The sequence below is a fragment of the Mucilaginibacter sp. genome (assembly GCF_028288225.1).
GTDB lineage: Bacteria > Bacteroidota > Bacteroidia > Sphingobacteriales > Sphingobacteriaceae > Mucilaginibacter.
This window is the reverse complement of record NZ_JAQBOC010000045.1, coordinates 130,029-147,104: the sequence shown is the minus strand read 5'-3', so window position 1 is coordinate 147,104 and position 17,076 is coordinate 130,029. Positions and strand designations below refer to the sequence as shown.

Below are 17,076 nucleotides of genomic sequence, written 5' to 3'. Positions count from 1 at the left end.
CGTCTCTACGATCATTTTTTCAAATAATACTCCGGCACCTTTAACGCAGGCTTTTCCACATCCCAAATAATGCTCGATACTTTCCAGCCGGCTTTGGTTTTTATCAGCTGGAAACTGTTTACCCCTCGTTCCATAGCTGTATCACGCTTGTTTAAATAAGTTACATAAGTGCTGATGCGATGTGCAACCCGGCCAAATTGTTCGGTACGGCCAAAAATCTCCTCTTCATAAAACAAATGGATATGGTTGCCTTCAATAAAGTTTTTGTATAAGGGGTCAATAAAATGCTTAATATCTACTACCTGAGCGGTATCCGTGCGGAAATTTATCAATTGTGCCTCCGGGATAAAGTAGTTTTGAATTTCATTATACCTTGGCTTCTCCCCTTCTTTAAAACTGATGGCTGCATAGGCATCATGTACGGCTTTGGTAATAGCGCTATCATCCGGCACGGTATAAGCTTTGTTAGTTGTTGAATCATCACCAATTGCTTTTTTGGCAGATGTGTGGCAGGATGATAAAACTATCGCGCAAGCAAAAAGAGTTAAAAGGGTTTTCGTGACGGGCTTATTTTAAGGTAATTACAGGTTGAAAAATATCGTTTCCTAAAGATATAAATATTCTACCGACAGTTTTAATCCTCACCCAAATTTGCCCCATATTCATCGACTGGCGGCAACAATTCACCGACATTTTACCGCACTTCGCCTAATATCCCTATGCAAAAACGTGTTCTGTTTGCAATTTTGAACCATAAATCAATCCTTGTTATGAAAACGTTACTCGTAATACAACTTATCCACCTGGCAGTAAAAGCTGCCGAACATTTAGCATCCATTCTGCATTCTATCGGTCATTTGATCAGTTAATAGTTTTTAAGTGCCTTAAATAAGGATAGGAAGCAGATAAGTTTTATTCATCAACTCCCTCTAAATGGCACAACCCTCATGAACACCTTACACAAATAACACTGTAAATAAACCACACCCGGTTGGGAAGACTTAAAAAGCGCGAAGCTGAAGTTTTCCCTGCCGGGGAGTATTATTCACATTTTAATTTTAATATGTTCATGAAGGCTTCGCCATTTAAGCAGGCTTTACCAGGGTCTAAATGCTACGGTAATATTTCTGCCATTTACTTAAAAACTCATTGATATTTCATTAAATCCGTTGCATTTTTACACCATGGCAGAAAAACCTATTATAACCGTAAAAAACCTGGTAAAAAACTACGGCGATTTTAACGCTGTAAAGGGTATAAGTTTTGAAGTTTATGAGGGTGAGATCTTTGGTTTGCTGGGTCCTAACGGCGCCGGCAAGACTACTACGCTCGAAATAATTGAAACACTGCGTGATAAAACATCCGGTGAGATCAATGTTGATGGTTTTAACATTGAAACCGATGCTGATGATATTAAACAGCTAATAGGTGTTCAGCTGCAATCTGCGGGTTATTACCCAAACTTAAACCTTTCAGAGCTGATCAGGCTTTTCTGCGGCTTATACGGTATTGATAAAACGCCCATGGAAATGCTTGAAAAAGTAGCATTGACTGATAAGGCTAAAGCAAAATATAAAGACTTGTCGGGCGGGCAAAAACAGCGTTTTTCAATAGCCACAACGCTTATTAATAATCCGAGGATAATATTTTTGGACGAACCCACCACCGGCCTCGATCCGCAGGCACGCCGTAATTTGTGGGACCTGATCCGCGAGATCCGCAATAGCGGCACCACCGTTGTTATTACCACCCACTACATGGACGAAGCCGAAGAGCTGTGCGACCGGGTTGCCTTTATTGATGGCGGTCACATCATTGGTATTGACACGCCAAACCATTTTATTGACGAACTTGTAGCATCAGGCTTTGAGCGTAAAAAACAAGTTAAGCTGGCCAACCTTGAAGATGTTTTTATAAACATGACCGGCAAGGAATGGCGGGAGGGGTAGGTGGCCCCCCAGCCCCCTAAAAGGGAAGCAAAAGTTTGCAGTTGCCAGTGGGCAGTTTGCAGTAAAACACTAATGACTAATTACCAATGACTATTGACTAATGAAAAAATACAGCAACTTTAATGCAACCATGGCTATTGCCAAAGCCAGTTTCCGCTCAATCATCCGCAGTCCTTCGGCGGTGGTGTTTAGTTTGGCTTTCCCGCTAATATTTATTATTGTGTTTGCCAATATTGGCGGCGGCGGTGTTACTATTGATGTGGGGGTTGCTAAAACTACTGATACGCTTAGTCCGGTTTACCAGGCTTTAAAAAGAGCCAGAGTGGTGCATTTAATAACTGACCAAAGTGCCGATGATATGACCAAAAGTCTGTCAAAAGGAAATATTGATGCTATAATAGACGTGCAGAAAAATAATGCTATGCCACCATATACGCTTCATGTACAATACACCGAGGCATCACAGCAAAAGGGCGGAATCTTAAGGTCATTGTTGCAAAGCATTTTCTTCCAGATAAACAGCAGGGGCAACACCATTCCTCAGCCAATTGCCGAAATAAAAGAAACCACCGTTAAGGGCCGCGAATACAAATACATTGATTTTATATTACCCGGCATGCTGGGTTTTTCGTTATTAAGCAGCGGCGTTTTTGGTACTGCGTTTGTATTTTTAAGCTTGAGGTTAACACTGGTTATTAAACGTTTTTTTGCAACACCTGTAAAAAAATACAGCATTGTTTTGGGCGAGGCCCTTGCACGTTTGGTATTCTCGTTACTGGGTGCCTTGTTTATAATATTGGTTGGGCATTACATGTTTGGCTTTACCCTGGTACATGGCATTGTAACCGTATTAAATATGCTGGTACTTGCAGCTTTAGGCCTTATTATATTTATGGGCTTCGGTTTCACCATATCGGGCATCGCCAAAAATGAAAGTACGGTGCCACCGCTTTCAAATATTATTACCCTGCCCCAATTCTTACTATCAGGAACGTTCTTTGCCACCACAGCCTTCCCAACCTGGCTGCAATCAATAAGCAAGATACTGCCGCTCACTTATTTAAATGATGCCATGCGCAAAGTGGCTTTTGAAGGTGCCGGCCTAAACGAGGTAACCCACCAGTTATTAATATTGGGGGTCTGGTTTATTATTATTTACGCGGTAGCTGTTAAAACCTTTAAATGGGAGTAGATTTTTGATGTGCAGATGTCGGATTTTCGATTTCGGAATTTGAATCATTAATTTCATTTAAAGATTAAGGGATTGTGATTGGCATCCTTAATCTTTTGATCCTATAAATCTTAGTTCAAAAAAAAGGGACGCCTCGCAGCATCCCTTTTTTTATTATCCTTTTTCAATTATGCTTTTTTATCCACTTTAATAACATGTGTTACTATTGAATGCCGCTGCAATTCCTTTTGAATGCGCTCACTGTGGCTTACCTGCTTGTGCAGGTGAGGTGCTATTACCAGTGACACGATAGACATCAGCTTGATCAAAATATTCATTGACGGGCCTGAAGTATCCTTAAACGGGTCCCCTACGGTATCGCCTGTTACAGAGGCCTTGTGTGGTTCTGATTTTTTGTAATGCATTTCACCGTTGATCATACAACCTTTTTCGAATGATTTTTTAGCATTGTCCCATGCACCACCTGCGTTGCTCTGGAAAATTCCCATCAGCACGCCTGATACGGTAACACCTGCCAGCAATCCGCCTAAAACCTCCGGACCGAATGCAAAACCGATAATTATTGGAGTGATCAAAGCGATAAGGCCCGGTGCAACCATCTCGCGGATGGATGCTTTGGTTGAGATAGCCACACATTTTTCGTACTCAGGCTTAGCCTTGTACTCCATAATGCCCGGGATCTCGCGAAACTGGCGCCTTACTTCTTCTACCATCGCCATAGCCGCCCGGCCTACTGCCGAGATACACAATGCCGAGAAGATAAAAGGGATCATACCACCTACAAATAAGCCGGCCAATACATCTGCCTTATAAATATCAATGTGCTCAATACCTGCAACACCAACAAATGCCGCAAACAAAGCCAGCGAGGTTAACGCTGCTGATGCTATTGCGAAACCTTTGCCGGTAGCTGCTGTAGTATTACCTACGGCATCAAGGTTATCCGTACGGTGACGTACTTCTTCGGGCAAGCGGCTCATTTCGGCAATCCCGCCTGCGTTATCGGCAATTGGACCAAATGCATCGATAGCCAGCTGCATAGCTGTTGTTGCCATCATACCTGCTGCTGCAATTGCTACGCCATATAAACCCGCAAAATGATAAGAGCCATAAATTCCTGATGCTAAAACCAAAATTGGCAATACGGTTGATTCCATACCAATAGCCAAACCGCCGATAATATTGGTTGCATGCCCTGTTGATGACTGGCGGATAATGCTCAATACCGGGCGTTTACCCATTGCAGTATAATATTCTGTAATTATCGACATTAAAGTACCTACTATCAGGCCAACTACTATCGACATAAAAACACCATTTTTAGTAAACACCAATGCTCCGGCTTTTATACCTCCGGCTGCGTCCTCATCACGTACCATGTGGAAAGCATCATTTGGCAGCATCCACTGCACTACAAAATAAGTGGCAATAGCTGTTAATATAATAGATGTCCAGTTACCAATGTTCAGGGCTTTTTGCACACTATCAGTTTCATTTTTAATTTTCACCATAGCTGCACCAACAATAGAGAAGATCAAACCTAAACCGGCTATCACCATTGGTAACAATATAGGCGCAATGCCTCCAAAAGCATCATGCGATACAATTTCGCGGCCCAATACCATGGTTGCAAGCATAGTCGCTACGTACGATCCGAACAAATCCGCACCCATACCGGCAACGTCACCTACGTTATCGCCTACGTTATCGGCAATAGTTGCAGGGTTGCGCACATCATCCTCAGGAATGCCTGCTTCAACTTTACCTACAAGGTCAGCGCCAACATCAGCAGCTTTGGTATAGATCCCGCCGCCTACACGCGCGAATAAGGCGATAGACTCGGCACCCAATGAGAACCCGGCTAAAACGTCAAGGGCTTTGGCCATATGCTCGCCATTAACAGTTGCGCCCAGCACGTTTTTAACATAAACGGTATAAAATACGATGAATAAGGATCCTAAACCTATAATTGCAAGTCCGGCTACACCTAAACCCATAACGGTACCGCCTGTAAAAGAAACTTTTAATGCTTTGGCAAGGCTTGTACGTGCAGCTTGTGTAGTACGAACGTTTGCTTTAGTGGCAATGCGCATCCCCAAAAAGCCCGCAAATGCCGAAAGAAATGCACCGCATACAAATGATATGGCAATAACCGGGCTTGAAGTTACTACAGTTGTACCTGACCATGCCAATAGCAAACCAGCCACTACCACAAAGTAGCTTAGCACCTTCCACTCTGCACGCAAAAATGCCATTGCGCCGTCGGCAATATAACCGGCTAAAGTTACCATATCGCCATCTCCGGCATCTTGTTTGGTAACCCATGAGGCTTTTATTGCCATGGCGATAATCCCGATGAGCCCTAAGACAGGAATTAAATAAATTAAGTAATTGTTCAATAGATCCATATTTTAAATTTTGTTATAAGTATTCTGGTTTTATAATTCAGCCCGCAAATATAATTGGTTGCGCAAAATAGCAAATTAATTTCTTTACAATAGCGTGAGAATTATAAACTTTTTTGAATAGTTTAGAACTTTCAACTTAAACTATTGATGACAACAAAATCAAAACAACCAAAACTAAAACATGAACTGGGTTTGCTTGACGGCACCATGCTGGTAGCAGGCTCAATGATAGGTTCAGGGATCTTTATAGTAAGCGCCGATATTACCCGCAACGTAGGCTCAGCAGGCTGGCTTATAGCCGTTTGGCTGATAACAGGCTTTATGACGCTTACCGCCGCAGTAAGTTACGGCGAGCTAAGCGCCATGTTTCCCAAAGCAGGCGGCCAATATGTTTATTTAAAAGAAGCTTATAACAAGCTTATTGCATTTTTATACGGCTGGAGCTTTTTTGCGGTGATCCAAACCGGCACTATTGCTGCGGTGGGTGTTGCTTTCTCAAAATTTACGGCTTATTTAATACCGGCAGTAAGTGAGGATAATATATTATTTGGCACGATGATAGGCAGCTGGCACTTTACCATAAGCGCCGCGCAGTGCGTTTCAATAGTGGTTATATTGCTGCTTACCTATATTAATACTAAGGGCGTTAAAAGCGGTAAACTTATTCAAAATACATTTACCATTACCAAGCTGCTCAGTTTATTTGGGTTGATCATATTTGGTTTTGTTGCTTTTAAGGGCGACGTATGGCACGCCAACTGGAGCAATGCCTGGGATATGCATAAGCTAAATGCCGACGGCAGCATTGGTACCTTAACCATTGCAGCGGCCCTTGGTGCCATTGCAGCATCAATGGTGGGTTCGATATTCAGCAGCGACAGTTGGAATAACGTAACTTTTATTGCCGGCGAAATGAGCAACCCAAAACGCAACATTGGTTTAAGCTTGTTTTTAGGTACGCTGATAGTTACCATTATTTATGTATCGGCAAACGTGATGTATACGGGCGTATTATCGCTGCATGATATTGCAACTGCTGATAAGGACCGCGTTGCCGTGGCGGCATCGCACGTGATATTCGGGAATGCAGGTACTATAGTTATTGCGGTGATGATCATGATCTCCACCTTTGGCTGTAACAATGGATTGATTATGGCCGGTGCCAGAGTTTATTATACCATGGCTAAAGATGGTTTGTTTTTTAAGAAAACCGGAACGCTGAACAAATTTGCCGTACCTGAGTTTGGTTTATGGATCCAGGCAATTGTGGCTTCAATACTTTGTATGAGCGGTAAATATGGCGATCTGTTGGATATGATCTCATTTGTGGTGGTTATATTTTATGTGCTCACCATTTTGGGGATCTATAAACTAAGGATTACCCGCCCGGATGCTGAAAGGCCTTATAAGGCATTCGGATACCCTATTTTACCGGCCATTTATATTATTATGGGTATTGCTTTTTGTATTTTACTGATCATATACAAACCAAACTTTACCTGGCCGGGTTTAATTATTGTATTATTGGGTATACCTATTTATTATATCGCGCAAAGGAACTCAACAAATGAGGATACAGAAGAGCTGGCTGATTAGTTTTCTTTTTGTTGCCGGGCACACTGTTGCCCAACCACTGGATCAAAAGCTGCAATCGGCATTTAACAGGTTGCAGGCTGATAGCCAGTGCAGGTATGCTTCGGTATCGCTAACCGTATTGGATGCTAAAACGGGTGAAAAGGTTTTTACCGCCAACCCTAATATGGGCATGGCTGCGGCATCAACCTTAAAAACTATAACCACTATTACCGCCTTCAATTTATTGGGCAAGGATTTTCAATACCAAACCCAATTTGGCTATAACGGCACTATTGGAGCCGATGGCACATTGAATGGCGACATCATTATTAAAGGCGCAGGCGACCCAACCTTAGGCAGCTGGCGCTATGAAAATACGCACGAGGGGCATGTCCTTAGCTTAATGGTTGATGCTTTGCAAAAGGCAGGCATTAAAAAAATTAACGGAAGGGTTATTGGCGATGATTCTATTTTCGGCTCACAGTCTGTCCCCGAGGGATGGATCTGGATGGATGTAGGCAACTATTATGGCGCAGGCACATCCGGACTTTGCTGGCGCGAAAACCAGTTTGATATAAAACTAAGAACCGGCAGGGTTGACAGTGCAATTGGCATATTGCGCGAAGTTCCGGAAATGCCATATCTCAATTTTAAAAGTGAGCTGGTTAATGCAACACCAGGTACCGGCGATAACGCATATGCCTTTTTACCTGTTGGCGGCAAGTTGATGTATCTGCGCGGCACCTATGCCCAGGATCAAACAAAAAAAAGTATTTCTGCTGCCCTGCCTGATCCGGCTTATGACGCTGCCTTCCGTTTGATGGATACTTTGAAGCGTTTGGGGATTATGGTAAGTAATGAAGCTGAATCTACCAATTCTTTAACTGCTAAAGGGTTATTGACACCGCAGATAGGTACTAATTTAACTACCCTCCTGTCGCCGCGCTTAAGCCAGATCATTTACTGGCTCAATCATAAAAGCATTAACCTGTATGCTGAGCAATTGCTGAAAACCATTGCCTGGAAAGCCGGAAAACAGCCATCAACCATGAATGGCGTTGAGGTTGAGCAAGCCTTTTGGAAAGCTCGTGGCATCGACCCAAACTCTTTAAACATTGTTGACGGCAGCGGCCTGTCACCCGGCGACAGGGTAACAACTTTAACCTTAGCCACTATCCTGCAATCAGCAAAAAAAGAAACCTGGTTCCCTGATTTTTACGACAGTTTGCCAACTTATAATGATATGCGGATGAAAAGCGGCAGTATTCTTAACGTGCTTACCTATGCAGGATATCATACTTACAAAGGCCGCGAGCTTTGTTTCTCTATTATGGTAAATAACTATAGCGGATCAGGCAAAGGGATAAAGGAGAAGATGTTTAGGGTACTGGACGAGATGAAGTAAGCCCCTGGCCCTCTAAAGGCTGCAGTTTACCCGCATCTGTCTTAGCTGTACATATTCCCCTTGACCTATAGGGTCTACCTCTTTGTAGCTAATCGAAAGAAAGGTTTTTTTGGCCCATGGGGCCTACCCTATATCGCCATTGCCGACGTGAGGGTGAATGCCTGTTATACACATGGCGGATGGGTAGCTTCTACGAAGCACAAATTCTATTCGTTATTTTTCTACAAAGAGGAGACCCCATAGGTCATTGTCTTTCCCGGGCTTTAAAACTTGTGGGTACACGATAGCCCTAAAGGAAATGATTAGAATACCTTTTTAAAAATCAATTTCGAATTTGACTATCCTTAAATTTTTAGTAATATTTGATATTATGAACTTACAGGCCGCAAAACTTGAGGTAATAGGAATGATACTTGATACTGATGATGAAGATATTATCAGTGAGGTAAAATCTTTATTGAATCTTCGTAAGGTGACTAAAAAGGAAGCCAATCCAGAAGAATTTTATGAAGGGTTTAAAGCGGGTATTCGTGAAGTAAAATTATCGTTAAATAGGAATACCGAATTAAAGGACGCTAAAACCTGGCTAACTGAAATCTAACTATAATCATAATCGTTACCTTTCATTTAAGAGTGTCATTCTTTTAATTTCCTAAAACATATCCCTTCCAAAAAAGTATTTATAAAAAAGGAAGAACTATGTCAAACATCCAGATCTTAAAAAAGGAAACTTTATCTGATAAAAAATACCCTCTTAAGTATATCAGCTTTGAAAAGCCTGGTGAGGACGGCGTGTTTCATAACGTGGAGAAAGAGGTATACTTCAGACCGGATGCTGTTGCCGTGCTGCTGGTTGATGATGAGCGTAAAAAGATCTTGCTTGGCAAACAGTTCCGTTTGCCTGCATTTTTAAATGGAAGCGAAAGCGGCTACCTGGTTGAAGTTTGCGCGGGAATTATTGATGAGGTAGAAAACCCGGAAGATACTGCCCACCGTGAGGTTGGTGAAGAACTGGGTTATAAAATTCACGATTTGGAACGGGTTGCCGGAGCTTACTCATCATCAGGCGGCTTAACAGAATTTGTATATTACTTTATTGCCAGGTACGATGAGAAAAGCAAAACAGGTGAGGGCGGCGGATTAAAAGAAGAAGGCGAAAGTATTGAACCTGTTGAAATGAGCTTTGATGAAGCAAAGGAAAAGTTAAAGCAAGGCGAGTTCAGGGATGCGAAGACGATTATTTTACTGCAATATTTTTTTATGAATTTGTAATAAAACATGACAAGAGGGATGTCATGCTGAGGCACAAGCCTGCCCTGAGTTTATCGAAGGGAAGCACGCGGGCAAAGGCCTAAGCACCATGCTTAGCAAGCGGACAAGCCTCTGCGCTCATCCTTCCCTTCGAATCCGGGCAGGATGCGTACTTTTTAAATTCCCGATTTTATACTGTTAAACGGCACTCCCAAGCCATCCGCTGCATATTGGGTAAGTACGCTGTCCTTCAATATCATATAATCACCATGCTGGGTAACCAGCCATTTTTCAATATTGCCCTCTTTAGCTTTTACAGGAATTGTGGCCGATACTACTTTTGAGGCCGAATCAAGCTCGATGACGTATACTTCCTTCTTCTCATCAAGCGGATCATCAAAAGGAATAATAACCGTATGGTTATAGTCATCAATAAAACGACCCATTACATTTTTATTGGCAATCTCTTTAGGCTGTAATGATAACAAATGCTTAGCCTGGGTTTCATTTAAGCCAAATATTTTTAAGCGGATCACATTGCCTTCATCATCTTTCAAAGTATCATATGAAGCTACCTGGTTTTTATTTACAAATTTAGCAGCCGCATAATAGCTGTTTTCACCGGCACTGGTTTCGGTATTGCCGGGTAGCAGGAAGCTAATCTTCAAGTTTTGGATCTGTGTGCTGTCTTTTTTCAGCTTACCGGCTATCAGCAATAGTTGTGCAGTTGTCATCCGGTTAGCGATGTGCACATTTACGGTTGTAGCGGTATCTGTTTTAAAAACTTTGGAAACGGTAAAATGAGGTATGTCCTGCGGTTTTTTGCAGGCGAAAAAACTTAATAATAAACAACCGATAATTATTCTCTTTATAGACATGCTCTTAAAATTGCTTGAGGGGCAAAAATATAAACAATTTTATTGAGTGGGGTCACTTTTTATAAACAGGCTTTACTTTATGAGGGTTACATAGCCACTTTGGGCGACATCTTTCCCATCAATCGTGATATAGCTTGCTACCCAGTAAAATACGCCGAATGGCACCGGCTTTCCGTTAAAGGTTCCATCCCAGCCGTTGAAAATGCTTTGTGATTTGAAAATAAGTGCGCCCCATCGGTTGTATATCAACAACTGAAACTTAAGGGGATCGGCGTCCTGGTTTGATCTGAAAATATCGTTTACGCCATCGCCGTTAGGAGTAAATGCATTGGGGAAAACAATGGGCTTGCATGGGTCTAGCGCCACATCTACATTAATTATATCAATTACGCAGCCCTGCTGGTTAAGTACGCTGAAAGAGTTTGCGCCGGGTGGCAAAGTTTTGATAGCCTGATCAATTGGATACACCTGCGATCCGTATCTTATCGACGTTGCGCCTTTGGTATCGCCGTTTATCTTAAATTTTATTTCGCCGAACAGGGTGCAATCGGCATTTTTTACGGCATAGGTTATGTTGGGTATGTCGAGAGTATAGTCGGGTACAGTTACCGGGCGTACAACCCTGTCACCTCCCGATGATATGATTACGAGATTATACGCGCCTGGTGGAACAAGATCGAATATCCCGGTGGCATTGCTTGTATTATTAAGCGTGTAAATATAGTTATCAGGGTGCGCCTGAGTAGTTATCGTCACTTTGGCCTTGCCGAACACGTCGCATTCACGCGCAACCTGTACATCGTTTACTGTTATTGGCGGGCAAATATCCTGTTGCAAAGCGTAGTCTTTTTCGTTGACGATGCAATCTTGGGCGTTTAGAATAATAAAATGGTAGGTGCCCGCGGCTAAGCCGCTAAAGGCGTGATCGAAGGAAAACGAATTACCATTATATTTTATGGTGTAAGTTGAATTATTAACGCCCGCATCCAGCTTAATTTCGCCCAATATATCACATATCGGATTTTTAAGCGAGGGCGTAATAAGGGGAGCAGTGAGCGTGAAGTCGGGTACAGTGAAGGAGGTGTGTTTGGGAAATTCTTCTCCGTCGGATGTGATGGTTAACGGGTGAACGCCTGGTGCGAGGTTATCGAAGATGCCCGTTAAATTAGTTTGCCCGTTATCAAGCGTAAATGTGTATTTGCTGGTGTGCTGCTTAGTTATAATTTCTACCCGGGCCTTGTTAAAAACGTCGCATTCTTGTGTAATGCGGGTATCGGTTATCTCGATCGATGGAACCTCTCCCGCTTCGGTTACGCTTCCTGCATCATAGACATTATATGGTAAGGAGCCTGCGTTTCCTTTTACTATTTTATTTTGCATGTCCAGCTCAATCAGATTGGTACTGTTACCTGATAAACTCAATGCAAAAAGGACATCGTTACCATTCACAGCAACATTGGTAAGGCCATAAATGTACTGGGCTGTGTAGGGAATATAAAGTGTGCTTTTGGAGGGGTCCTTTAACTTAACCTGTACAATCCCGCGGTCTGAAGCCATATATAATTCATTCTGAAAAAAGGCCAGATCACCGGTGGCAGAATACGACATCGACCCTAAAAATACCGGGGCCGGAGACGGGCTGTTAGGATCAATCATATATAGCTGATTATATATTGCATAATATATAACACCCTGCTTATCAACAGTCATAGAATTTGCGTACACACCCGTTGATATTAATTGGCAATTGGTAACTGAAACCGGACTCCCGGTTAAATTACCTGAAAACAGGTTCCCATTTGCATCAGAGAAATAAATTTTATTGGTGAATATGGCAATCGAGAAATAGCTATAACATCCCGGGACTGTTACAGACACCAGGCCGTTAGCGGTAAGGGTTACCAGCTGCAACTGACCGGAACTGGTAGCAGCATAAAACTGTTGGGAATAAGTTTTTGTATGAAGAAAAAGAAACAGGATAAAAAGGAGTAGCTTTCCCCCTGATTTACTGTGTTTAAATATTTGCGTGAACACTATATCGGGTGATAAGATTTAACGTGTTAAATTAAGGCAATATTTTTGACAAGTTGGTTAAACCGCCATATTAAATTATCCGGTGTAGCGCCGTTACAATATCCTATCCATGGTTTTCTCCTATTGTATTTTAGTTATCAACGGGGTCTTGATAGCAATCAATTTCAGAGTGATAAGATGACCATTGAACCAGGGTTGCTTTTTTCAGATCCTATAAAAACTGAATGTGCCAACTCCGGGAGCGACAATTGGTACGACCGGTGAAATGCAAAAGTATGTAATTGCGAGACAGGAAATGTAATCGCGCTCTTACATTTCCGGCACTCAAATTACTCCATACAAAACTCCGCCCTTCTCCCCCATCTTATCAACCAGTTTTTCAACTTCCGGATCTTTTTCCAGTACAGGCGCATGGTGTGGTTTTATGCGGGCATCTATTATCAGCGGGCCATTGCAGCCCCAATGTTTATGTTCGGTAAAGCTCTTAATCCCATAAATATCATGCGATGGGTTGCTGCGGGTAAACGTTACCCAAACAAAATTATTGATGTTTTGGGCAGTAAATTCAGCATCGTCGCAAAATACCATCAGGGGTAAACTATCCAATTCTGCATCCTGCAAATGTTCATCCAAAATTTCCAGCATTAAAGGCATATCACTGCTTCTGATGTTTTTTGGTACTTCAACAGCCAGGATGCCGGGCATCACCATTCTATATTTTTCAAACGGACGGGGCAAAGTAAAGCTTGCAGGCAACTCATTCCAAAGTTCTCTTTTTATCTCCCCTGCTGCTGCTACTGCCACTTTACTGCCCGAGTTTAACCCGCTACCGCTGTAATCAAGCGTATCAATGGTGGTGTTGGTATAAAAATGTAAGTCGCGGGTTAGGTCGATTCTTTGCAGGATGTGTTTTAAAAAACCGCCAATATCATTTACATTTAATTTAGGATCATCTTCCTGCGCAGCTATAAATAAATATTTGGCGAGGCTTAACTGACCTTTCCCTAATATATGATTGGCTATGGTTAAGATCTCCTGTGGCCTTCTTTCATTGCTGTAAGGTGTATAACGCTCGCTGCCTATGGCAAACAATAAAGGGTGCACACCCGCTGCATCAACAGCATTTACGGCATGTAAACCTGGAATCTCCTTCGGGATAGCTGAGCCGGTGATCTCGTGGATCAAAGCGCCAAAGCTGGTATCCTCCTGTGGTGGCCTGCCAACTACCGTGAACGACCAGATAGGATCTTTACGGTGATAAACGTTATGAACCTTTAAAAGCGGGAAAGGGTGCTCTAAGCTGTAATAACCCAAATGATCTCCAAATGGGCCTTCGGGTTTATTGTCATGCGGCATAACCGTACCCGTTATCACAAAATCAGCGTCAGCCGAAATACAGAAACCTTCCGCGTCATAAAAATAACGGAAACGGCGGTTGCCTAATGCTCCGGCAAATGTCATCTCGGATAATCCTTCGGGCAATGGCATTACCGCAGCAACAGGGTGCGACGGGGGGCCACCTACAAATATACTCACCTTTAAAGGCTGTCCTTTTACGTTTGCTTTGGTTTGATGAACGCCGATGCCACGATGAAGCTGATAATGCAGCCCAATCTCGTCATTTATTATGTAATCATTCCCTCCCATCTGGATGCGGTACATCCCCAGGTTAGCATTCATAATGCCTGGTTTATCGGCATCTTCTGTATAAACCTGCGGCATGGTTACAAACGCACCGCCGTCCTTTGGCCAGTTCACAATCTGCGGCAGGTCACTGATATGGCATTTTGCAAAGTTGATGGGCGCATTACGGCCCGTTTTCATGGGCAGGGCGGATAATGCGGTAAGCCCCACATTGGCATATTTAAACGGATGTTTTATTGCTTTTAAAGGATCGGATTTTAAATCGACCAGTATTTTGATCTTATCAAGGGTGTCCCTGAAAATAAACCTCGATCTGTCCAGCGTCCCGAAAAGGTTGGATACTGCCGGGAACTTGCTGCCCTTCACATTTTCGAACAGAATAGCCGGGCCCTCATGTTCAAATACGCGCAAGTGAATTGCGGCCATTTGCAGGTAAGGATCAACTTCTTCCTTTATCCGGATCAATCGGCCATGCTTTTCAAGATCGGCAACACAGGCTTGTAAACTTGAGTAACTCATATTTGCTGGGCAAATGTACAAAATGCAGGGTTGCTTTATACCAATATTTTGTTTAGATGGAGCGATTCAAATAGTTTATTGGATGGCTGCTGTGGTTTTGCTATACTTAACTAAAACTTTCAGTCAGTTTAATTTATTATATTTAACTTTATATTATGGTTATTAATGAGATAAACTTTGAATCAAAAGAATTTATTGATTTGTGCAGGGTGCATAAGGTTAAAGAACTGTATGCTTTCGGTTCGGTTTTAACCAATAATTTTACAGATAAAAGCGACATTGATCTTATAGTTGAAATTGATGAACCTAATCCAATATTTAAAGGCAAATTGATACTTAGTTTATATAATAAGTTTGAAACGCTATTCAACAAAAAGGTTGATTTACTTACATTTAATTCAATCAGGAACCCGATTCTTGAAGAGTACATTGGCACCAGGAAAAAGTTAATATATCCTTTACAGTAACCAACAATGGATAGAAAAATAAAACTATTCACTGATATAATTAATAGCATTTATCTTATTGATGAATTTTAGGTCCAATTAATCTATTTGAAGAATATACAGTTGACCTAAAAATCAAAAGTGCCATTGAAAGGCAACTGGGAATAGTTGGAGAAGCAATTAAAAAGATTAAAGAAACAGACCCAAAAGAATTACTCAAATATCAAAAAGATATTATTGGTTTTAGAAATATCTTAATACATAATTATGACACCATCGATGATGCTGTTGTATGGTCAGTTATTAAGGATGATTTAATTACTTTAAAAGTAGAAGTTTTAGAAAAGTTAGAATCATAATAAACTTACATCGCCCCAAAAATTTCCCAACTAAATCTATAGACAAACATTAAAGTAAGTGCTTAAAAAAAGTTATTATTACTTTAGCGGCGCCCTATTTTGTTTGTAGCATGTCGGTAATATTTTTTACGCTTATTATACTTATTGGTTCGTACTTTGCGGGTTTATTGGGTTCATTAACCGGTTTGGGCGGGGGTGTTGTAATTATCCCGCTGCTTACTTTATTGCTTAATGTTGATATCCATTATGCCATTGGTGCATCGCTGGTATCGGTTATAGCAACTTCCTCCGGCTCGGCTGCGGCTTATGTAAAAGAAGGGATCACCAACATGCGGCTTGGCATGTTTTTAGAGATAGCAACCACTGCCGGGGCCATGTGTGGCGCCATGCTCGCCATTTATATCCCAACACATTATATAGCCATTTTATTTGGAGTGATATTAACCGCATCGGCATTGCTATCCTTAAGAAAAAAAGCAGAACATGTAACTTCTGAAAGAAGCTATCTTGCCGAAAAATTAAAGCTTAACAGCAGCTACCCTACTGCCGGTGGCACAGTTGAATACAGCGTGCGCAAGGTAGGCGGCGGTTTTGTTATGATGATTTTTGCCGGCACTATTTCTGGGCTGCTGGGCATTGGCTCGGGCGCGTTAAAAGTAATAGCGATGGATACCATTATGCGGATCCCTTTTAAGGTATCAACCACTACCAGCAACTTTATGATAGGTGTTACCGCATCGGCAAGTGCAGTGGTTTATTTGCAGCGCGGTTATATAAGTCCGGGCTTGGTTATGCCGGTTGTCATCGGGGTATTATTTGGCGCCTTTACAGGGTCGAAGATCCTGGTTCATACCCAATCGTCCGGGTGGTTAAGATGGGTTTTTGCCATTGTAGTATCCTTTTTAGCCGGGCAGATGATCTATAACGGAATAACGGGGAAAATTTAATTTAGTCCATGGACCATGGTCTATAGTCCATGGGTGTAAGAAAAAACCATGGTCCATGGACTATAGACCATTGACTAAACAAACATGAGCAAATTTAAAGATACAGACATACAATCACTTATCGGGCGGGTGCTGCGGGGCGGCATGATCGTATCGATCAGTATTGTTTTTTTCGGCGGAATTATTTTTATGTACAGGCATGGACATTCCATTCCTGATTATAAGAAGTTCGTCAGAATTCCTTCTTTTCTTCAAAGCCCGGGCAGCCTGGTAAATGCAGCATTTAACTTTAAGGGACAGGCAATTATTCAATTGGGCATTATACTATTAATTGCTACACCTATTTTAAGGGTAATATTTTCAACTATAGGCTTTGTGCTTGAAAAGGACTATTTGTACGTTGGCATCAGCTTGCTGGTACTGCTTATAATTTTTACAAGCATGATGAGCGGTCATGCAGGATAATTTC

The 17,076-nt window shown here is 42.0% G+C and carries 15 protein-coding genes; 10 read left to right on the top strand and 5 right to left on the bottom strand.

Translation table 11 applies throughout. From position 1 onward, the window contains the following. Positions 1 to 11: 11 nt before the first annotated feature. Positions 12 to 452 carry a hypothetical protein gene (locus JWQ54_RS14145; RefSeq protein ID WP_299585755.1) on the bottom strand — a complete coding sequence of 147 codons (441 nt, stop codon included), beginning with the start codon at positions 450 to 452 and terminating at the stop codon, positions 12 to 14. A gap of 732 nt (positions 453 to 1,184) precedes the next feature. Here JWQ54_RS14145 and JWQ54_RS14140 point away from each other — a divergent pair. Both JWQ54_RS14140 and JWQ54_RS14135 read left to right on the top strand, forming a co-directional pair. Then, complete coding sequence (locus JWQ54_RS14140; RefSeq protein WP_299585753.1) at positions 1,185 to 1,949, top strand: ABC transporter ATP-binding protein; 765 nt, start codon at positions 1,185 to 1,187, stop codon at positions 1,947 to 1,949. Between the two features lie 100 nt (positions 1,950 to 2,049). After that, entirely contained in the window at positions 2,050 to 3,141 is a 1,092-nt protein-coding gene (locus JWQ54_RS14135; protein ID WP_299585751.1) for an ABC transporter permease, read from the top strand. A 167-nt stretch (positions 3,142 to 3,308) separates the two neighbouring features. Here the strand turns inward: JWQ54_RS14135 and JWQ54_RS14130 are convergent, their stop codons facing one another. Beyond that, a complete protein-coding gene (locus tag JWQ54_RS14130) occupies positions 3,309 to 5,549 on the bottom strand; it encodes a sodium-translocating pyrophosphatase (RefSeq protein ID WP_299585749.1) in 2,241 nt (746 codons plus the stop codon). A gap of 147 nt (positions 5,550 to 5,696) precedes the next feature. Here JWQ54_RS14130 and JWQ54_RS14125 point away from each other — a divergent pair, with 147 nt between their 5' ends. The 4 genes from JWQ54_RS14125 (at position 5,697) to JWQ54_RS14110 (ending at position 9,801) form a co-directional block, all read left to right on the top strand. Beyond that, the gene (locus tag JWQ54_RS14125; protein ID WP_299585748.1) at positions 5,697 to 7,145 is read left to right on the top strand and encodes an APC family permease; all 1,449 of its coding nucleotides are present in this window, start codon (positions 5,697 to 5,699) and stop codon (positions 7,143 to 7,145) included. After that, positions 7,117 to 8,529 carry a D-alanyl-D-alanine carboxypeptidase/D-alanyl-D-alanine-endopeptidase gene (gene dacB, locus JWQ54_RS14120; protein ID WP_299585746.1) on the top strand — a complete coding sequence of 471 codons (1,413 nt, stop codon included), beginning with the start codon at positions 7,117 to 7,119 and terminating at the stop codon, positions 8,527 to 8,529. Before JWQ54_RS14125 ends, dacB begins: the two co-directional genes overlap by 29 nt. Before the next feature lie 370 nt (positions 8,530 to 8,899). Next, positions 8,900 to 9,130 carry a hypothetical protein gene (locus JWQ54_RS14115; RefSeq protein ID WP_299585744.1) on the top strand — a complete coding sequence of 77 codons (231 nt, stop codon included), beginning with the start codon at positions 8,900 to 8,902 and terminating at the stop codon, positions 9,128 to 9,130. A gap of 98 nt (positions 9,131 to 9,228) precedes the next feature. Then, positions 9,229 to 9,801: an NUDIX hydrolase gene (locus tag JWQ54_RS14110; RefSeq protein ID WP_299585741.1), complete on the top strand. Its 573-nt coding sequence runs from the start codon at positions 9,229 to 9,231 to the stop codon at positions 9,799 to 9,801. Positions 9,802 to 9,956: 155 nt separating this feature from the next. Here JWQ54_RS14110 and JWQ54_RS14105 read toward each other — a convergent pair whose 3' ends face one another. The 3 genes from JWQ54_RS14105 to JWQ54_RS14095 all read right to left on the bottom strand — a co-directional run bounded on the left by JWQ54_RS14105 (position 9,957) and on the right by JWQ54_RS14095 (position 14,855). After that, the gene (locus tag JWQ54_RS14105; protein WP_299585739.1) at positions 9,957 to 10,658 is read right to left on the bottom strand and encodes a hypothetical protein; all 702 of its coding nucleotides are present in this window, start codon (positions 10,656 to 10,658) and stop codon (positions 9,957 to 9,959) included. Positions 10,659 to 10,730: 72 nt separating this feature from the next. Then, a complete protein-coding gene (locus JWQ54_RS14100) occupies positions 10,731 to 12,692 on the bottom strand; it encodes a gliding motility-associated C-terminal domain-containing protein (RefSeq protein ID WP_299585737.1) in 1,962 nt (653 codons plus the stop codon). A gap of 324 nt (positions 12,693 to 13,016) precedes the next feature. Then, entirely contained in the window at positions 13,017 to 14,855 is a 1,839-nt protein-coding gene (locus tag JWQ54_RS14095; protein WP_299585735.1) for a UbiD family decarboxylase, read from the bottom strand. 155 nt (positions 14,856 to 15,010) lie between these two features. On the opposite strand from JWQ54_RS14095, the gene JWQ54_RS14090 reads away from it, so the two are divergent. From JWQ54_RS14090 to JWQ54_RS14080, 4 genes are all read left to right on the top strand, one after another. Beyond that, on the top strand, positions 15,011 to 15,322 hold the full coding sequence (locus JWQ54_RS14090) for a nucleotidyltransferase domain-containing protein (protein ID WP_299585733.1): 312 nt from the start codon (positions 15,011 to 15,013) through the stop codon (positions 15,320 to 15,322). Positions 15,323 to 15,387: 65 nt separating this feature from the next. Next, positions 15,388 to 15,660, top strand: a complete 273-nt coding sequence (locus tag JWQ54_RS29175) for a DUF86 domain-containing protein (protein ID WP_367187099.1) — start codon at positions 15,388 to 15,390, stop codon at positions 15,658 to 15,660. Between the two features lie 110 nt (positions 15,661 to 15,770). Then, positions 15,771 to 16,607, top strand: coding sequence for a sulfite exporter TauE/SafE family protein (locus JWQ54_RS14085; protein WP_299585731.1), 837 nt, complete (start codon positions 15,771 to 15,773; stop codon positions 16,605 to 16,607). An 84-nt stretch (positions 16,608 to 16,691) separates the two neighbouring features. Then, positions 16,692 to 17,072 (top strand): DUF1634 domain-containing protein, encoded by a 381-nt coding sequence (locus JWQ54_RS14080; protein ID WP_299585729.1) that lies wholly within the window; start codon positions 16,692 to 16,694, stop codon positions 17,070 to 17,072. Positions 17,073 to 17,076: the final 4 nt, after the last annotated feature.

Excerpts from the sequence above, each read along its gene's own strand:
- JWQ54_RS14140 (WP_299585753.1), top strand. The coding sequence starts at position 1,185 with ATGGCAGAAAAACCTATTATAACCGTAAAAAACCTGGTAAAAAACTAC.
- JWQ54_RS14135 (WP_299585751.1), top strand. The coding sequence starts at position 2,050 with ATGAAAAAATACAGCAACTTTAATGCAACCATGGCTATTGCCAAAGCC.
- JWQ54_RS14130 (WP_299585749.1), bottom strand. The coding sequence starts at position 5,549 with ATGGATCTATTGAACAATTACTTAATTTATTTAATTCCTGTCTTAGGG.
- JWQ54_RS14125 (WP_299585748.1), top strand. The coding sequence starts at position 5,697 with ATGACAACAAAATCAAAACAACCAAAACTAAAACATGAACTGGGTTTG.
- dacB (WP_299585746.1), top strand. The coding sequence starts at position 7,117 with ATGAGGATACAGAAGAGCTGGCTGATTAGTTTTCTTTTTGTTGCCGGG.
- JWQ54_RS14115 (WP_299585744.1), top strand. The coding sequence starts at position 8,900 with ATGAACTTACAGGCCGCAAAACTTGAGGTAATAGGAATGATACTTGAT.
- JWQ54_RS14110 (WP_299585741.1), top strand. The coding sequence starts at position 9,229 with ATGTCAAACATCCAGATCTTAAAAAAGGAAACTTTATCTGATAAAAAA.
- JWQ54_RS14105 (WP_299585739.1), bottom strand. The coding sequence starts at position 10,658 with ATGTCTATAAAGAGAATAATTATCGGTTGTTTATTATTAAGTTTTTTC.
- JWQ54_RS14095 (WP_299585735.1), bottom strand. The coding sequence starts at position 14,855 with ATGAGTTACTCAAGTTTACAAGCCTGTGTTGCCGATCTTGAAAAGCAT.
- JWQ54_RS14090 (WP_299585733.1), top strand. The coding sequence starts at position 15,011 with ATGGTTATTAATGAGATAAACTTTGAATCAAAAGAATTTATTGATTTG.
- JWQ54_RS14085 (WP_299585731.1), top strand. The coding sequence starts at position 15,771 with ATGTCGGTAATATTTTTTACGCTTATTATACTTATTGGTTCGTACTTT.
- JWQ54_RS14080 (WP_299585729.1), top strand. The coding sequence starts at position 16,692 with ATGAGCAAATTTAAAGATACAGACATACAATCACTTATCGGGCGGGTG.